Below are 16,465 nucleotides of genomic sequence, written 5' to 3'. Positions count from 1 at the left end.
AAGTCAACTGCGATATAATACTTAAAACGAAAAAATAGTTAGTCAAGTTAAAAGCCATACATTTCAATACTATGAAACATATGGCTTTCAATATAATTACAATCCAGAAATATTTATACCTTTTTCCTTTAAAATTTCTTTCGAACGGTTTTCAGTATATTCTTTTTGGCTTTGATCAATTTGAAAATCTGACATAATATTATCTATAAAGATTTCTAAAGTCACTAAGTCTTTTGATATGCTTCCACTTTTCAACATATCTTTAATTCCTTTTGCTTCCCTATTGATAAATTCATCAATTTTCTTTTCCTCTCTTATCATTTTAAACTGCTCTTGGTCCGAGAATTTCAAGGACATCTTGTTCATCTAGAATTTCCTTCTTCAATAATATCTGAGCTAATTTCTCTAAATCATCTCTTCTTTCATTTAAAAAGACTTTTGTTTCTTCATAACAAGTAGCAATAATCTCCAGGGATTCTTTATCGATTTCTTTTTCTAAACTTTCAGATCGTTTATAAGAAGCTCCACCGTTTCCTAAGAAATTATTCTGTCCTTCTTTTTGAAGAGACAAGTTAGGTAATTTTTCACTCATACCATAAACCGTAAGCATTGAGCGAACTATAGACGCTACTTTTTCTAAATCATTAGATGCACCAGTACTGATATCTCCAAAAATAATTTCTTCTGCTGCTCTACCACCAAGAAGCCCTTTAATCTTGCCTAATAATTCATCCTTACTCATTAAGAATCGATCCTCAGTTGGTGCTTGTAATACGTATCCTAAAGCACCAGAACCTCTTGGGACTATAGAAACCTTCCTAACTGGATCAGCACCTTTAGTAAAGTGTCCTACGATGGCATGGCCTGCTTCATGATAAGCAACTGTTTTCTTTTCAGATTCACTAATCACAGCATTTTTCTTCTCTAAGCCTGCCACTACTCTTTCAAATGCATCTGTAAAGTTGATTTGCTCTACTTCTGTTTTTCCTTCTCTAGCAGCCAATAAAGCCGCTTCATTACATAAGTTGGCCAAATCAGCACCCACAAAACCTGCGGTTTGTGCAGCAATTTCCTCCAAGTTGATTGAACTCCCTAATTTGATTTTACTAGAGTGTACCTTCAAAATCATTAAACGGCCATTTAAATCTGGCCTATCCACTTGTACCTGACGGTCAAAACGCCCTGGTCTCAATAAGGCTTTATCTAAAATCTCTGGTCTGTTGGTCGCTCCTAAAACAATCACTGTTTGGTCAGCCGCAAAACCATCCATCTCTACTAAAAGCTGATTCAATGTATTCTCTCTTTCATCATTACCAGACATCCCATTAGAAGATCTACTTTTACCAATAGCATCTAACTCATCAATAAAGATAATACAAGGTGCTTTTGACTTTGCCTGAGTAAATAAATCTCTTACTCTTGCGGCACCAACACCAACAAACATTTCAACAAAATCAGAACCTGACAAGCTATAGAACTGTACACCTGCTTCACCTGCCACTGCTTTTGCCAATAATGTTTTACCTGTACCTGGAGGGCCTACTAATAAAATACCCTTAGGTATCTTAGCTCCCAACTCAGTATATTTTGTAGAGTTTTTAAGGAAATCTACTACCTCCGCTAACTCTTGTTTTGCTTCATCACAACCAGCTACATCATCAAAATTTACTAAGTGTTCTGCATCAGCAGCATATATTTTTGCTTTACTTTTTCCAACATTGAGATAATTATTACCTCCACCTCCACCGAGTCCACCACCTTTACCCATACGCCTCATTACCAAAGCCCAGATCAAGAAAAGTAATCCAAAAGGAAGTAACCAATTAGAGAAAAAGTTTCCCAACCAATCATTTTCAATTATACCTTTATAATCAATTTTCGCTTTTTGTAAATCTTGTATCAGATTAGGGTCGTCTAATTTTATCACGTAAAACTGACGGCTCAAATCTTCTTTTCTTCTTTCATAATCAATTCTCCATGGAGCAGCCTTTCCTGTAGCATCAATTTTCCAAAGACCATTACGCTTACTTGCATCAGTAGAATCCACTTCGGTTGTATCATTAATTATAGAATTTGAAGACTTTATAATTTTACCATAAACCTTATCGTCTGCAATCACCACATGCTCTATCTTTCCATTTTCTACACTATCTCTGAAAGCATTATAAGAAAGTTCTTTAACATTGGGTCCTGAGAAAAATAAAGCCTCTAAAAATAGCATTCCTCCAAGAATGCTTAAAAAGTACCAAATTGAAAATTTAGTTCTGTTTTTCATGAAATTATCTGTTTGAAGTTTTATTCAATCAACACAAAATAAAAGTTAATGAGAAAAATTGAAATAAAAAAAAGCCTGGCGCTATTAGCGACAGGTTTTCTACTAGTGTCAAATTAATTATCTTTAAAACGCATTAAATACGTTGTATTATTCTTTTATAAGAAGTTTTACTTCTGATTTGTAAAAATATCAAAAGTTTACGTGAAACCAATGGATTAGTGCTTATACATTTGATAAAATCGTCTTATAAACCTTTTTATGCTTGAAAATCCATCATTTGCATTTTCTTTTAAAGCTTATTCAGAAAAGAAAAAAAGTTATTTCTTCCTTCCTAAATTAGGAAATATCAATGAAAATGGCATCTATTTAACAGGAGAATTAATCTCCTTCTATGATATTTTACGTATGACCTACTTCGGTGGTTACTTAATTATCACTTTTCAGAAGTATCCTTTGCTAGGAAAAAGAACTGCCAAATGGAGAATTGAAAAAAATAATGCTCTTGTGATCAAATCTGGAATGATTAAGGATATTAAAAGAGCCTTTGATATTTTCATTTCTCAAAATGCAAAAACTACAAGAAGATGTGGGCATTGTGATAATCCAATAAATTGGGACCATCAACTTGAATCTCAATATCACTATTGCAATGAGTGTCATTCTATTTCAGACAAGCATGGATTATTATTCTCCAATGGAGAATTATTTGATATTTGTCCTGAAACAGGATATTATGACCGTTTGGGTTACAGATGGAAATACGAATATTATTTCTTTGAAAAGAAGTTTTATTGGAAAACAACCAAATATTACGGTGGTGACAACTTAGGAATTGAGTTTTTCCATAAAAATATTCTAAAAAACCTTATGTTTCTAATTGGAGTTCCAGGTACGCTCATTGAGTATTATAGAGCCAATAAAGGACATCACCCTGATTTTACAGAATTGGCTGACGCCAATTTTGCTAGTCGATGTGGAGAATTAAAAGAGGCGGCTGATTTATACACAAAAATGCAGATGAGACTTCCTTATTTCCCAGCATTACATTATAATTTAGCTATCGCCTATCTACAATCCAATAATGAAGAATTAGCGAGGAGGTACTTTCAAAAATCTTTGGAAGGTTGTTCTAATTATGAACCAACTCTTAAGGTATTGAAATATTTATCTGAGAAGGAAGGGTAATTAAAAAGGCATTGAAGTTAAATTCTTCAATGCCTTTTTAATTTATTCTTCAATATATTTTTTCTGATCTATTTTCTGATCTAATACTTCGGTAACTTCATCGCCTGTTTCCTTGGCTTTCTTCCAATATTCCATGGCTTTTTCCTCTTTTCCAACCTTGAAAAGAACGTCTCCATAATGTTCTAAAACTGTACCGCTCTTAGTATTCTTAGCTGCTTTTTCTAACACTTTTTCAGCCTCTTCATATTTTTCTCTTACAAAAAGAACCCAACCATAAGTATCTAGATAAGTATCATTTTCAGGTTCTGCTAAGATTAATTCATGAGACATTTCCTCTGCTTTTTCTAGGTTCTCTTTTCGAAGAGAAAGGAAATAACTGTAATTATTCAACACATATAAATTGATTGGATCAACCTTAAGTACCTCTTCATATTTTTTAAAGGACTTATCGTAATCATCTAATTTATAATAAGTATCACCTAATTGAGCGTTGAATTGTATTTTTAGAGAAGGGTCTACTACAATTTGAAGTCCCTGATTTAACATTGCCTCAGCCTCTTCATATTCTTCCAAAAATAACTTTGAAGAGCCACTATAAAAATAAAGAATAGCTTGGTTTGGAAAATATTCAATAGCTAAGTCTGAATGTACTTCTACGGAATCTGTTTCCTGTAATTCCCAGTCAATTGATAGAACTTGTTGCCAAAGCTTAAAATTATTAGGATTGATATCTAAAGATTTTCTGTAATATTTTCTTGCCTCAGCGTATTGTTTAATTGAAACTTGAAAATCGCCATATATTGCAAAAACTCTATCATCATTAGGATGTGCCTCTAGAGCAATTTTTATCAGTTCCTCTCCTTCCTTTCTTTTTTTCTCGTTATAAGTAAACTGAAGGTAACCTGTCAAAATATTAAATGACTCATCAGAAAGTGGATCATCACTACCAAATGCAATTTTCAATTCTTCATAATACTTCTCTGATTCGCCCTGATTTCTATAAATACTTGCTAAAAGAAAATGGCCCTCTCCCTCATTTGGATAATCTTTCAAGATAGGCTCTAGCATTTCTCTTGCCGCATCAGTTTTATTATTCCCTAAAAGAAGTCTTACTTGAGAATACTTGAAGCTTAAATCTTCAGGGTAAGCTTTTATCAATTTCTCACCTTCTGATAAAGCTGAATCAAGGTCACCTAAACGGATATAAATTCTTTGCTTTTGTCGGACAATAATGTCATTAATTCCATATTTTTCTTCACCGATATCAAAATACTCAATGGCTTTTCGAGGTGCTCCCATTTGCAAGTATAACATTGCAATTTGAAAGTAAGCCTCTTCATCATCACCTGTTTTTGTAATCTGTTCTTCTAAAACCTGTAAAGCATCTTTATAAAGACCTAGAATTTCAAAATTCTGTGCTACAAGTTTATAATAATATTTGTTTTTTGGATCTAGTTCTAAAGCACGTTTTGCAAACTGTTGAGATCTTTGGTAGTTTTCTAGCTTTTGGTAGCAGAGAGCTGTCTGATATTTTATACCATCATTTTTACCATTTAACTCATTACACTTAAGTAACAGTTCAATAGACTGCTCATACTCTTCTAATAAATATTCATTGACGGCATAGATAAAGAGCTCTTCGGACTTTCTTAAATCCTTTTTAGAAGGTTCTTCAATACTTACAACAGGTGTGTCTTTTTCTTTTTTTGACTTCCTTTTTTTCTTTTTCTTTTGAGCGAGTGCTACATTATCAAAAGCGAAAACACTTAAAATAAGTAGGATTAAAAAAGTACGAATGTTCAATAAGTTTCTATTCATTGTATATGATAAACCCCTCTAAATCTATTTTGAAGCAAGTGGACATTTCACTTAAAATATACACCTGTTTATATTTATATAAATCTACGAAAATACTAAATGAAAAAAACAGCGAAATATAATTATTTCGCTGTTTTTGATATTTATTGAAAATAAATAATGTTTTTTTATTCTTTTACTGAAGTAAAATCACCAATACTTAAGTCTTTTGAACGACCTCTATATACAACGTGGTTACCTACTACAGAATTCTCAATATTTACTCTTCGAATATCACTATCTTCCTGTACAATAGAATTTTGAACTACAGAATTTTCAATGATAGTGTTTTCACCGATAGAAACGTAAGGACCTACAACTGCGTTAGAGATTTTAGCATTTTCTCCAACATAAACAGGACTTACTAAAACAACATTATCAAGTTGTGCTGAGTCGTGTACTAACTCTTGCTCCTGAATGTAAGTTAAGTATCTTTGGTTTGTATTTACAATGGCATCTTTGTTACCACAATCCAACCATTCAATTACAGTACCTGGTTTTAATCTAGCACCCTTTGCTTTCATATTTTCAAGTGCTCCAGTCAATTGATATTCACCATCATTCATGATGTTGTTATCAATTAAGTACTGTAATTCAGCTCTTAGTTTTTCTCCTTCTTTGAAGTAGTAAATACCAATGATTGCTTGATCTGAAATAAACTCAGTTGGTTTCTCTACAAAATCTGTAATTACACCTTCTGAATTTAATTTTACAACACCAAACGCTGATGGATCTTCTACTTTTTGAGTGTAAATAATACCATCTTCAAATTTATCAATTGTAAAATCAGCTTTGAATAAAGTATCTGCAAAAGCGACAATAATATTACCATCCATTGAATCTGCAGCACAGTTTATTGCATGGGCAGTTCCAAGTGGTTCATCTTGATAATAAATTGTTCCCTTTGCGCCTAATGACTCTGCAATCTGAACAAGCTCTTTTTCTACAACTTCGCCAAAATCTCCAATAACAAAAGCAATTTCTTCTAATGTTTCATCAGACATTGCCGCTAAATCTTCTACTAAACGATGAACGATTGGCTTTCCAGCAATTTTAACTAGTGGCTTTGGAGTTGTAAGAGTATGTGGTCTCAAACGAGAACCACGACCAGCCATTGGTACAATAATTTTCATATGATTAATTTAATTCTATTTTTTTCCAGTACTTCCATATCCTCCTGCTCCTCTTTCTGTCGATGAAAGTTCTTCTACAGGCTCCCACTCAACTGTTTCATGTTTTGCAACAATCAGCTGAGCAACTCTTTCTCCGTCTTCAATTTTGAAAACATCATTGGACAGGTTTACTAATAAAACTTTTACTTCACCCCTGTAGTCGGCATCGACGGTACCTGGTGAATTTAAAACAGTCAAACCATGCTTAAAAGCAAGACCGCTTCTTGGTCTCACTTGAGCTTCATAGCCTTCAGGTAATTCAATATATAATCCTGTGGGGATTAATTTTCTTTCCAATGGTTTAAGCTCTACAGGCTCCTCTAAAACAGCTCTTAAATCTAACCCCGCAGATAATGGCGTTTGATATTGAGGCAAAGGATGATGACTCTTATTTATTACTTTAATTTGCATCGAAATTAAATTCTTTTTGAAAGTTTATGTAAAAGCGGTTTCACTAATTCCTTCTCTTTATAGACAATGAATAAGAAGAAGGTTACAAACATAGTATTTTGGATGAAAATATTTAACCAAAAACTATTAATTTTTAGAAATGTGTTAATAACTATAAAAACTCCTCCAATAAAAAAATAGACAAATATCGTTTTAACATTGTAAGGAATAGGATAGTACTTTTGACCTAAATAATAAGAATAAGCCATCATTGTAAAATAACAGCAGAATGTAGCTATTGCACTACCATAAAATCCAATATAAGGCACTAATAAAAAGTTTAAACTCAAGGTCACAATTGCACCTATTGCACTTATTTTTGCTCCATAAGATGTTCTATCTGTTACTTTAAACCACACCGATAAATTATAATACATTCCTAAAAAAACATTGGCCATAAGTAAGATGGGAACTACAGGCAAGCCTATGAGATAAATTTCTTGTCTTAACACAAATGGAGCAATCCATGACAGGTTACTCACCACCCCAACTACCATGATCATTAAAGTTATGACAAAGTAATGCATGACCTTGGCAAAAATTTGTGGAGAATTTTTTGATTCCGCAGTAGAAAAGAAGAAAGGTTCAGCTGCATATTTATATGCTGTTACTGCTAGAGTAATGAATATAGACAATCTGTAATTTGCTGAATATATTCCCATAGCGGCTTCAGCATCTCCAAAATCATAGAAATCATCTGGGACTAAAATGGTTAAAAGTGTTCGGTCAGAAGCCTCATTTATAAAAAATGCTATACCAGAGAATATTAAAGGAAAACCATATTTGTAATAGGGCTTCATTTTCTCCCAAGACCAAGAAAACTTAATTTCCAAAAACTTATCTACTAACAATATCATGATGATTGCTTTTGAAATTAAGTTGGCTAGAAACACATATCCTCTTCCAAAAGAGGGATCAAAATATTCTAGAATTAGTCCTGAAAATATTGAAGTTGATTTTCCTTCTACCACTTCCATACATGTCACCAAGAAAAAATAGTTCAACCCAAATGTCAAGACCACTTCACTCAATTTTAGAAAGGCAAATCTTTTGGCTTTTCCATCTATTCTCAGGCTAGCAAAAGGAATGGCTATTATTGTATCTACGGCAAATAATATAGAAAATAGTTTCACATACATTTCACTGTCCTCATACCCAAAGAGAGTTTCTATGAATGGTGATAAAAACCATAAAGCTGATGACAATATAAATGAAGTGATAAATAGTGATGATTGTATATTAGAATAAACCATCTTTTTATCTCCTTTTGATGCATATCTAAAGAAAGCCGTTTCCATTCCATAAGTATAGATCACATTGAATAATACCGCATAGGTATAAAACAGTGAAACTATACCAAAACTAGTTGGCCCAAATACTGCAGTATGCAAAGGTGTTAAAGCATAATTGATCAACTTCATCAACACAGTTGTCAATCCATAAATAACAGTATCTGAAAGTAATTTTTTAAGCATTTGTTTGATAAATGAAAAACCTCTTTAAACAATTAATTTGATTAAAGAGGTTGAAGTACTACATTTTCAATTAACTATTTATCAACTACATAGTACTTATGTGATATATTTTAAAATCTTATTTCCCTTGGAATATTGCTTTTCTTTTTTCCAAAAACGCACTTGTACCTTCTACAAAGTCGTCTGTTTTTATGGCACTTGAAAAAGCATTTGCTTCCGTTTGATACCCTGTATTATGAGAGAAAGAAGCATTAATACAATCAATTGCATGTGAAACCGCAAGAGGTGCTTTTTTAAGAATCTTATTTACTAATCCTTTTGCTTTCTCCATTAGCTGTTCTTGAGGTACAACGTGGTTTACTAAACCAATTTCATAACCTCTTTGAGCAGAAATCATGTCGCCTGTTAGAATTAATTCATTGGCAATACCCTTACCTACTAATTGTGGTAATCTTTGTGTTCCACCATAACCTGGTATGATTCCTAAAGAAACCTCTGGCAAACCAAATTTTGCATTATCAGAAGCAATTCTAATGTGGCACGCCAAAGCTAATTCACATCCACCACCTAAAGCAAAACCATTGACTGCAGCAATTACTGGTTTTGGACAAGTTTCAATACTTTGGAAAATCTCTTGCCCCTCTTCTGAAAACTTTCTAGCATTTAACTCATTAAGATCCTTTATTTCTGAGATATCTGCACCAGCAACAAAAGCTTTCTCTCCTTTACCTGTAATAATAATTGCACGAATAGACTCATCATCATAAGCATTCTGGAAGGCATCTTTAATTTCTTCTAAAGTTTTAGAATTTAGAGCATTCAACTTACTTTCTCTATTGATAGTAATGACAAGTAAGTTTTCATTTTTTTCTAAAAGTAGATTTTTATAATCCATTTTGACAATTTCTTTTCTGTTCTGTTAGCAAATAAATTTTATAGCTTGTGAATCAACTTTATTAAAAAAGAAAATTTTAAATCACCAATGTAAAAACCGTATTCACTTTTCTTGAAAATATTGAATCATTGATTTTGATTCTCTAAAAATATTGAAATAGTTAACTAAAACTAAACCATTCGGTATAAATGTACCAAATATTTTTCAGCAAAAACAAGGAAAAAGTGCTTCTATTCTTTACAGCTTAATGAAATCAATGCATCATAATCGCCATTTGAGTCATAATATTTAGCCATTTTCACATGCTGACACGCTTCTTCAAGATTACCTAACTCTAAAGCTGCTTTTGATACATTAGCCCTATATAAACTATTTTGAGGTTTTAAATCCACAGCCTTTTTAAAGTATTTGAAAGCATCCTCGAGCTCTTCTTTCTTCATAGAAATCATTCCCAAGTTATTAGCAGCTTCATCTCTTTTAGGGTTGATTTCCAATGCAATAACTGAATAATGAAATGCAGAATCTAAAGTACCTAATTCATAAAAACAATAGCCCAGATTTGTGTATAATACATCATCGTCAGAAACAAGCTTCTTCAATTTCCTCAGATCTTCCAAAGCCATATCAAACTGCTGTAAGTCTTGAAACAAAGTAGCTCTATTAAGTAAAAGTGATGTATTCTCAATATCACAATTCAGTCCTTTGGTTAGCGTTAAAATTGCCTTGTCCTTATAATCTTGAAGATAAAGAAGATTTGCTTTATTCTGATAAGCATCTTGTAAACATGAATCAAGTTCAATTGCTTTGTTATATGCAGTGTAGGCTTGATTATATTCTTCTAACTCAGTATACGCAATACCTAAATTATTCCAAGCTTCTGCAAAACTGCTATCATATTGTACTGAAAGTTCTAATTGTCTTTTGGCCACAATGTAATCCTTTTGTTTAAGGGCATCTCTACCTTTAATGAATGCTTGATTACGGTCAGCGTTTTCATCACAACTCATGAAAAGTAAAGTGATGAATAAAATGTAAAAAAATTTCTTCATAAAAAAACCGACCCAATTTGATGAGTCGGTTGCAAATGTAATTAGTTCAATGCTTTTATGGAAACTCTTCTGTTTTTGAGTCGTCCAACCTCACTATCATTTGGTGCAATAGGCTTTTCTGAACCCCAACCTATTGTCTCAAGCCTTTCGCTTTTCACACCATTTTTGATTAATTCATTTTTCACAGCTACTGCTCTTTGTAAAGAAAGCTTTTTATTACTGTCTACATTACCTACATTATCGGTATGCCCTTCAATACTCAAATTCAAACGAGGTGCAAAACGATTCAGCAGTTTTGCTACTTCTTTTATGTTCTGGAAAGATGCCTGCGAAAGATTTGCACTACCTGTAGAGAATTGGAAATATAAATTAACTTCTCCTTTTGATTTCAGCATCTCAAGCATTTCCTGTGCAGTTTCTGCCTCTTGGATTTTTTCTTGTTCAATAATTGTAACAGTATATGTGGCACCGTTTTCATGCGTTTCCAACACACACCAGAATTTTTTTGTATTTGATCTTACTTGAAAAGAACCATAATTAGACCCTTTGAATAGTGGTTTCCCTCTCAAACTTTTTACCTTATCAAAATAAGTTTGCATGATTTGATTAGAATTAGGATGCTTATAGGCATTATTCTTATCGTATCTGAAAGTAGCAAAAGTCTTATTTCCGGAAAGTGGGAAAATATCCACTTCACTCATTGGAAATTCTATCTCATCAAATTTTGATTCATTATATACCAATTCATATCCACTTAATTGTAAAATCAAGGGATTATCAAGCACATTTTGTGCGTTGATCTGGGTAGAAATGAACATTAACAGGAATGAAATTAAGGTAAACTTTGTACTACGCATTATTTGTCAAATTATCATGTGATTTTTACAACTATTTCCTACTACAAAATACGTGCAAAATAGGTGATATATTATAGTTGCAGTAATGAATCAAAAAAATAAGGGTTGCTATCTACTTCATACATAGACAGCAACCCGTATAAATATTTTGATATTTTTTTAGTTTAGTGAAAACGAAGGAACAGCAGGACTAGTTACCTCAGCAATACTTAACTCTGAAATAGTGATTTCTACAAAATCATAAAGTTTGAACGCACATAAGATATTATCCACCTCACTTTTTGATTCTGCATCTAAAGTTAACCAAGCCTTCTGTGCATTGTCCGACAACATGAAAGAGGAAATAATCCCATCATTCATCATGTTTCCTATCTCAGTATATTGTGATGGGAGAATGTCTATTAAATGCTGATCTAAAATTTCAGGTAACTTTATTTCTACAATAAATTTCATATGTTATATATTTGTTCTAGAAGACAAGATTATCTAAAAAAAATTACGTTTCCTATTTTATAAGGTTGCTTTAACTAAATGTTGTTTATTATTTAATTGAAGTCTATCTCTTAATATTGCCAAAAAATTTATCTTTTAACAGTCAATATCCAATTTTTTGAATTTTAGACCCTTTTTTACTGTTTTATTCCTTTTTGTTTGTGATATCACTGTTTACAGCCAGGAAGTTGACCCTTTACTTGTCGAAGACTTGAAAACAATTTCTCCGTATCAGAAACTTCTAACAAGTGCCAAAAAGAATGATCCTATCCCCAACATTCCTAAGGATAATAAATATTTCCACAACACACTATTTGTCAAAAGCTTATGTGAATTTAAAAAGGGTTCATACTGGTCAGGATATTGGGACTTGAAAAAAGTATACAATCAATCTTATCAGAAATACACTGCAGATAAAAATGATACATTAAGCGGTTTATTAATTGGAATTATTTCTACTTCTATCAACATTATTCCTCAAGAATACCAATGGCTGATGCGCTTAGTTGGATTTCCAGACTTAGCGTATCAAAACCCAGAAAAATTGATTGAAAAGGCTAAAGAGTCACAGCATCCTTTTATTCAGTTTGAAGCCTACACTTCTGACCTGTTTCTTGATGTGTACATAAGAAAAGAATACGATAATCAGAAAATCGAAAACTATAAAACAAGATACGGCAACTTATATGAAGGCAAGATTGTATTGAGCTGGGTTTATGATAGAATCAAAGAATATAAGTTGAATATCAATATTTTAAACTCATTTTCTAGTTTAGAAAAAAGTAATTATGAATACTATCATTATTTGCTTGGCACTTCACATTTTTATCTTAATTCATATGATGAAGCCAGGGATAACTTTCATCAATACCTATCAATCACAACCTCAGATTATATAAAAACTACAAAATACAGACTCTTCTTAATGAATTGGCTGACGCAAGACTTAAGTAAAAATCAAATTGAAGCACAATTAAAAGATATTACCAAATCAGGCAGTGAAAACCTTTATTTGGATAAGTATGCACAATCTTTTGCATTATCAGGCACGCTACCTGACAAGGAATTAATGTTAGCAAGAGTACTTTATGATGGAAAAAAATATGATGCTTCAGATTCCGTATTAAATCTAATCAAGACAGAAGAATTCTCAAGAAAAGATAAATTAGAATACAATTATAGATATGCCAGAGTAAAAGAAGCTTTAAATGATACAACTTTAGCAATAAAGTATTATCTTAATGTGATTGATTATGGTGGAGCGAAGCCCAAAAGATACTTTACGGCCAATGCTGCACTTCATTTAGGCATCTTGTATGAAGGCTTGAATGATACAGAAAAAGCTACTTTTTATTATAAAAAAGCATACTCTTATCCTAAACACTCCTATAAAAATAGTATTGATGCGGAAGCGAAAAGAAGATTAAAAGATTTGTAAGCAATTGACTACAATTCTATTAGAAAAAAAGGGTTGTAATTGAGCTTAAAAAAAGGTAGATTCGCAGATATTTTGAACAAAGATATGGAAGAAAAAAAAGACAATTATTCAGCCGGTAATATTCAAGTCCTTGAAGGATTAGAAGCCGTTCGTAAGAGACCAGCAATGTACATCGGTGACATTGGCATCAAAGGTTTGCACCATCTAATTTGGGAAGTTGTAGATAACTCCATTGATGAGGCAATGGCTGGTTTTTGTACAGATATATTTGTGACTATCAATGAGGACAACTCTATTACTGTTCGTGATAACGGTAGAGGTATTCCTACTGATATGCACCCTAAGGAGAAGAAATCCGCTCTTGAAGTAGTAATGACTGTACTTCACGCAGGTGGTAAGTTTGATAAGGATACTTATAAGGTATCAGGTGGTCTTCACGGTGTAGGTGTTTCATGTGTAAACGCATTATCTACAGACTTGAAGGTTACAGTTCACAGAGCTGGAAAAGTTTTCCAACAAGAATATAAAACAGGTATTCCTCAATATGATGTAAAAACAATCGGGGAAACAGATATCACTGGTACTACAGTTCAGTTCTGGCCTGACTTAAGCATCTTTACTTCAGGCGTTTACAATTATGACACTGTCGCTTCAAGATTAAGAGAATTATCTTACTTGAATGCGGGTATCACAATTCACTTAGAAGATAAAAGAGAGCAAGACGAAGAAGGTGAAAACATCAAAGAAACTTTCTATTCAGAAGGTGGTTTGAGTGAATATGTTTCTTACCTAGACAATACTCGTCAAGCACTTTTGGCTACTCCTATTTTTATGGAAGGTGAGAAAGCCAATATTCAAGTGCAAGTAGCAATGACTTACAATACTTCCTTCTCAGAGCATGTGTTCTCTTATGTGAACAACATTAATACATATGAAGGAGGTACTCACGTTGCTGGTTTTAGACGTTCTTTAACGAGAACTTTAAAATCTTATGCTGATTCTACTGGACTTTTAGATAAAGTAAAGATTGACATTGCTGGTGATGACTTTAGAGAAGGCCTAACAGCTATTATCTCTGTTAAAGTTCCTGAACCACAATTTGAAGGTCAAACTAAGACAAAATTAGGTAACTCTGAAGTTTCTGGTGCTGTGGATTCTGCAGTAACTGAAACGTTGAAGACTTTCTTAGAAGAGCATCCTAAAGAAGCGAAAAATATTGTACAGAAAGTAATCACTGCTGCTCAAGCTCGTCATGCAGCTCGTAAGGCTCGTGAAATGGTACAGCGTAAAAACGTTCTTACAGGAACTGGTTTACCTGGTAAACTTTCTGACTGTTCTGAAAAGGATCCTGCACTTTGTGAATTATACCTAGTGGAGGGTGACTCAGCAGGTGGTTCTGCTAAGCAAGGTAGAGATAGAAATTTCCAAGCTATCCTTCCTCTTAAGGGTAAAATCCTTAACGTAGAAAAAGCGCAAGAGCACAAAATCTACGACAACGAAGAGATCAAGAATATCATCACAGCTTTAGGTGTTCGTTTTGGTACTGAAAATGATGAGAAAGAACTTAACTTGGAAAAGTTACGTTACCACAAAATCATTATCATGACCGATGCCGATGTCGATGGTTCTCACATTAGAACATTGATCCTAACATTGTTCTTCAGATATATGAAACCATTGATCGAACAAGGTTATCTATACATCGCTCAACCTCCTCTTTACTTAGTGAAGAAAGGAAAGCAAGAGAAATATTGCTGGAGTGAAGATGACCGTGTTAGAGCTATCCAAGAATTTGGTGGTGATGAAGGAAAAGTAGGTATCCAACGTTATAAGGGTCTTGGTGAAATGAACCCTGAGCAATTATGGCATACAACTATGGATCCTGAATTCAGATCAATGAGTAGAGTGGATATTGAGTCAGCGGCAGAAGCTGATCACTTATTCTCTATGCTAATGGGTGATGAAGTGGCTCCTCGTAGAGACTTCATTGAAAGAAATGCACGTTACGCAAATGTTGATGTTTAATCGACTTTGCTAATATATATTAGAAGGCAACAGCGATCCTGTTGCCTTTTTTAATGAAATAAGAGAACTTTTCTTTCTATATAGCGTTTACAAAAAAGATCATTCATTTTTCAAAAAATAAACTACAAAGATGAGTCAACATAAAGGTTGGAAAAAAGTGAAATATGAGCTTTTGTACCAGGTTATTGTAGTATTAATTAAAGTAGCGAACTGGATACCAAGAAAAGCTTTGATGTGGACTTTCGGCAAATTAGGTGGATTAGTCTACTATGTGATGCCTCAAACAAAAAATCTCACATTAAAGCACTTAAAATACGCTTATGAAAATGAGCTAACAGACAAAGAGATAGAAAAAATTGCAAAAAATGTCTTTAAAAATCTAGGTCGAAATTTTACAGACATTCTTCGCTATCCTTCTATTAAAACTGTAGAAGAACTGAATTCCGTGATTGAGGTTGAGGGTGAACAAAACTTAATTGATGCTCATAAAAAAGGGAAAGGTGTTATCCTTTTAACTTGTCATAGAGGTGCTTTTGATATGGTAGGTTTTTATTTAAGTATGAATAACTACCCATGTATCGCCATTGGCGCAAAACTGCATGATGATAAGCTCAATGAATTAGTAGTCAATACTCGTCGTCATAACAAAAATGATCAAGCTGATTTTGTTGAACGTTCTGACCCTCGCGGAAGTATTAAAATGTTCAAGAAATTAAAAGACGGAGGTTTAGCTTTCTTACTTATTGATCAAGATACAGATAAAGTTCAGAATACTTACGTTGACTTTTATGGCAAACAAGCGGCCACTCCTATTGGTGCAGCAATGCTAGCTTTAAAAGCAGACTCTGCAATTATTCCCGCCTCTATTAAATTACAGGAGAACGGAAAACATTTATTAGAGTTCAGACCTGAAGTTCCACTTGTGAAAACAGGAGACAGAGAAAAAGATATTAACGTCAACACTCAAAATATGTCTTTGGCTTTAGAGAAATTTATCCGCGAGGCACCAGATCAATGGGTATGGTTCCATGAAAGATGGAAGTCAAAACCTGCTTCAGATGTAAGCTAATTGTCGTTAAGCTCTATTTTGAGATAAAAAAGAAAGGAAATCAATTCAAATTGGTTTCCTTTTTTTGGTTGCATTAAAGTAAGGTTGAATATTATTTTAAATAAAATATGTAATATTATAAACTAAATACTAGAATAGTACAATTTACAATTCAAATAAGTTAAGTAAGATTTCAAGATAAAAGAATAAAAAACTAACTTTTTCAATTGTCAAGATTGAAAGTCAC

The 16,465-nt window shown here is 33.0% G+C and carries 14 protein-coding genes; 4 read left to right on the top strand and 10 right to left on the bottom strand.

What is annotated here, in order from left to right; translation table 11 throughout:
- Nucleotides 1–96: 96 nt before the first annotated feature.
- Both AVL50_RS20205 and ftsH read right to left on the bottom strand, forming a co-directional pair.
- Nucleotides 97–321 (bottom strand): hypothetical protein, encoded by a 225-nt coding sequence (locus AVL50_RS20205; RefSeq protein WP_062618295.1) that lies wholly within the window; start codon nucleotides 319–321, stop codon nucleotides 97–99.
- Between the two features lies 1 nt (nucleotide 322).
- Nucleotides 323–2,275: an ATP-dependent zinc metalloprotease FtsH gene (ftsH, locus tag AVL50_RS20200; protein ID WP_062618294.1), complete on the bottom strand. Its 1,953-nt coding sequence runs from the start codon at nucleotides 2,273–2,275 to the stop codon at nucleotides 323–325.
- 258 nt (nucleotides 2,276–2,533) lie between these two features.
- Here ftsH and AVL50_RS20195 point away from each other — a divergent pair, with 258 nt between their 5' ends.
- Complete coding sequence (locus tag AVL50_RS20195) at nucleotides 2,534–3,460, top strand: tetratricopeptide repeat protein (RefSeq protein ID WP_062618293.1); 927 nt, start codon at nucleotides 2,534–2,536, stop codon at nucleotides 3,458–3,460.
- 42 nt (nucleotides 3,461–3,502) lie between these two features.
- On the opposite strand, the gene AVL50_RS20190 is transcribed toward AVL50_RS20195, so the two are convergent.
- From AVL50_RS20190 to AVL50_RS20155, 8 genes are all read right to left on the bottom strand, one after another.
- Nucleotides 3,503–5,278, bottom strand: coding sequence for a tetratricopeptide repeat protein (locus AVL50_RS20190; RefSeq protein WP_062618292.1), 1,776 nt, complete (start codon nucleotides 5,276–5,278; stop codon nucleotides 3,503–3,505).
- A 167-nt stretch (nucleotides 5,279–5,445) separates the two neighbouring features.
- Nucleotides 5,446–6,450: a sugar nucleotidyltransferase gene (locus AVL50_RS20185; protein WP_062618291.1), complete on the bottom strand. Its 1,005-nt coding sequence runs from the start codon at nucleotides 6,448–6,450 to the stop codon at nucleotides 5,446–5,448.
- A gap of 15 nt (nucleotides 6,451–6,465) precedes the next feature.
- A complete protein-coding gene (gene dut / locus AVL50_RS20180; protein ID WP_062618290.1) occupies nucleotides 6,466–6,900 on the bottom strand; it encodes a dUTP diphosphatase in 435 nt (144 codons plus the stop codon).
- A 5-nt stretch (nucleotides 6,901–6,905) separates the two neighbouring features.
- Nucleotides 6,906–8,414 carry a lipopolysaccharide biosynthesis protein gene (locus AVL50_RS20175; protein WP_062618289.1) on the bottom strand — a complete coding sequence of 503 codons (1,509 nt, stop codon included), beginning with the start codon at nucleotides 8,412–8,414 and terminating at the stop codon, nucleotides 6,906–6,908.
- Between the two features lie 118 nt (nucleotides 8,415–8,532).
- Nucleotides 8,533–9,309 (bottom strand): enoyl-CoA hydratase/isomerase family protein, encoded by a 777-nt coding sequence (locus AVL50_RS20170; RefSeq protein WP_062618288.1) that lies wholly within the window; start codon nucleotides 9,307–9,309, stop codon nucleotides 8,533–8,535.
- A 230-nt stretch (nucleotides 9,310–9,539) separates the two neighbouring features.
- A complete protein-coding gene (locus AVL50_RS20165; RefSeq protein ID WP_062618287.1) occupies nucleotides 9,540–10,358 on the bottom strand; it encodes a tetratricopeptide repeat protein in 819 nt (272 codons plus the stop codon).
- Between the two features lie 41 nt (nucleotides 10,359–10,399).
- Nucleotides 10,400–11,176 carry an OmpA family protein gene (locus AVL50_RS20160; RefSeq protein ID WP_062618286.1) on the bottom strand — a complete coding sequence of 259 codons (777 nt, stop codon included), beginning with the start codon at nucleotides 11,174–11,176 and terminating at the stop codon, nucleotides 10,400–10,402.
- A 198-nt stretch (nucleotides 11,177–11,374) separates the two neighbouring features.
- Nucleotides 11,375–11,668 (bottom strand): hypothetical protein, encoded by a 294-nt coding sequence (locus tag AVL50_RS20155; protein WP_044203726.1) that lies wholly within the window; start codon nucleotides 11,666–11,668, stop codon nucleotides 11,375–11,377.
- A gap of 157 nt (nucleotides 11,669–11,825) precedes the next feature.
- Here AVL50_RS20155 and AVL50_RS20150 point away from each other — a divergent pair, with 157 nt between their 5' ends.
- From AVL50_RS20150 to AVL50_RS20140, 3 genes are all read left to right on the top strand, one after another.
- Nucleotides 11,826–13,145: a tetratricopeptide repeat protein gene (locus AVL50_RS20150; RefSeq protein ID WP_062618285.1), complete on the top strand. Its 1,320-nt coding sequence runs from the start codon at nucleotides 11,826–11,828 to the stop codon at nucleotides 13,143–13,145.
- Between the two features lie 84 nt (nucleotides 13,146–13,229).
- Nucleotides 13,230–15,170: a DNA topoisomerase (ATP-hydrolyzing) subunit B gene (gyrB, locus tag AVL50_RS20145; RefSeq protein ID WP_172826890.1), complete on the top strand. Its 1,941-nt coding sequence runs from the start codon at nucleotides 13,230–13,232 to the stop codon at nucleotides 15,168–15,170.
- Nucleotides 15,171–15,300: 130 nt separating this feature from the next.
- Nucleotides 15,301–16,239: a lysophospholipid acyltransferase family protein gene (locus tag AVL50_RS20140; protein ID WP_062618284.1), complete on the top strand. Its 939-nt coding sequence runs from the start codon at nucleotides 15,301–15,303 to the stop codon at nucleotides 16,237–16,239.
- The last annotated feature ends 226 nt before the right edge of the window (nucleotides 16,240–16,465 follow it).

Origin of the sequence: Flammeovirga sp. SJP92 (genome assembly GCF_001583495.1) — a bacterium.
GTDB lineage: Bacteria > Bacteroidota > Bacteroidia > Cytophagales > Flammeovirgaceae > Flammeovirga.
This window is presented reverse-complemented; position numbering and strand designations above follow the sequence as displayed.

What these genes read in the sequence shown, in the direction of transcription:
- AVL50_RS20205 (WP_062618295.1), bottom strand. Translation starts at nt 321, where the DNA reads ATGATAAGAGAGGAAAAGAAAATTGATGAATTTATCAATAGGGAAGCA.
- ftsH (WP_062618294.1), bottom strand. Translation starts at nt 2,275, where the DNA reads ATGAAAAACAGAACTAAATTTTCAATTTGGTACTTTTTAAGCATTCTT.
- AVL50_RS20195 (WP_062618293.1), top strand. Translation starts at nt 2,534, where the DNA reads ATGCTTGAAAATCCATCATTTGCATTTTCTTTTAAAGCTTATTCAGAA.
- AVL50_RS20190 (WP_062618292.1), bottom strand. Translation starts at nt 5,278, where the DNA reads ATGAATAGAAACTTATTGAACATTCGTACTTTTTTAATCCTACTTATT.
- AVL50_RS20185 (WP_062618291.1), bottom strand. Translation starts at nt 6,450, where the DNA reads ATGAAAATTATTGTACCAATGGCTGGTCGTGGTTCTCGTTTGAGACCA.
- dut (WP_062618290.1), bottom strand. Translation starts at nt 6,900, where the DNA reads ATGCAAATTAAAGTAATAAATAAGAGTCATCATCCTTTGCCTCAATAT.
- AVL50_RS20175 (WP_062618289.1), bottom strand. Translation starts at nt 8,414, where the DNA reads ATGCTTAAAAAATTACTTTCAGATACTGTTATTTATGGATTGACAACT.
- AVL50_RS20170 (WP_062618288.1), bottom strand. Translation starts at nt 9,309, where the DNA reads ATGGATTATAAAAATCTACTTTTAGAAAAAAATGAAAACTTACTTGTC.
- AVL50_RS20165 (WP_062618287.1), bottom strand. Translation starts at nt 10,358, where the DNA reads ATGAAGAAATTTTTTTACATTTTATTCATCACTTTACTTTTCATGAGT.
- AVL50_RS20160 (WP_062618286.1), bottom strand. Translation starts at nt 11,176, where the DNA reads ATGTTCATTTCTACCCAGATCAACGCACAAAATGTGCTTGATAATCCC.
- AVL50_RS20155 (WP_044203726.1), bottom strand. Translation starts at nt 11,668, where the DNA reads ATGAAATTTATTGTAGAAATAAAGTTACCTGAAATTTTAGATCAGCAT.
- gyrB (WP_172826890.1), top strand. Translation starts at nt 13,230, where the DNA reads ATGGAAGAAAAAAAAGACAATTATTCAGCCGGTAATATTCAAGTCCTT.
- AVL50_RS20140 (WP_062618284.1), top strand. Translation starts at nt 15,301, where the DNA reads ATGAGTCAACATAAAGGTTGGAAAAAAGTGAAATATGAGCTTTTGTAC.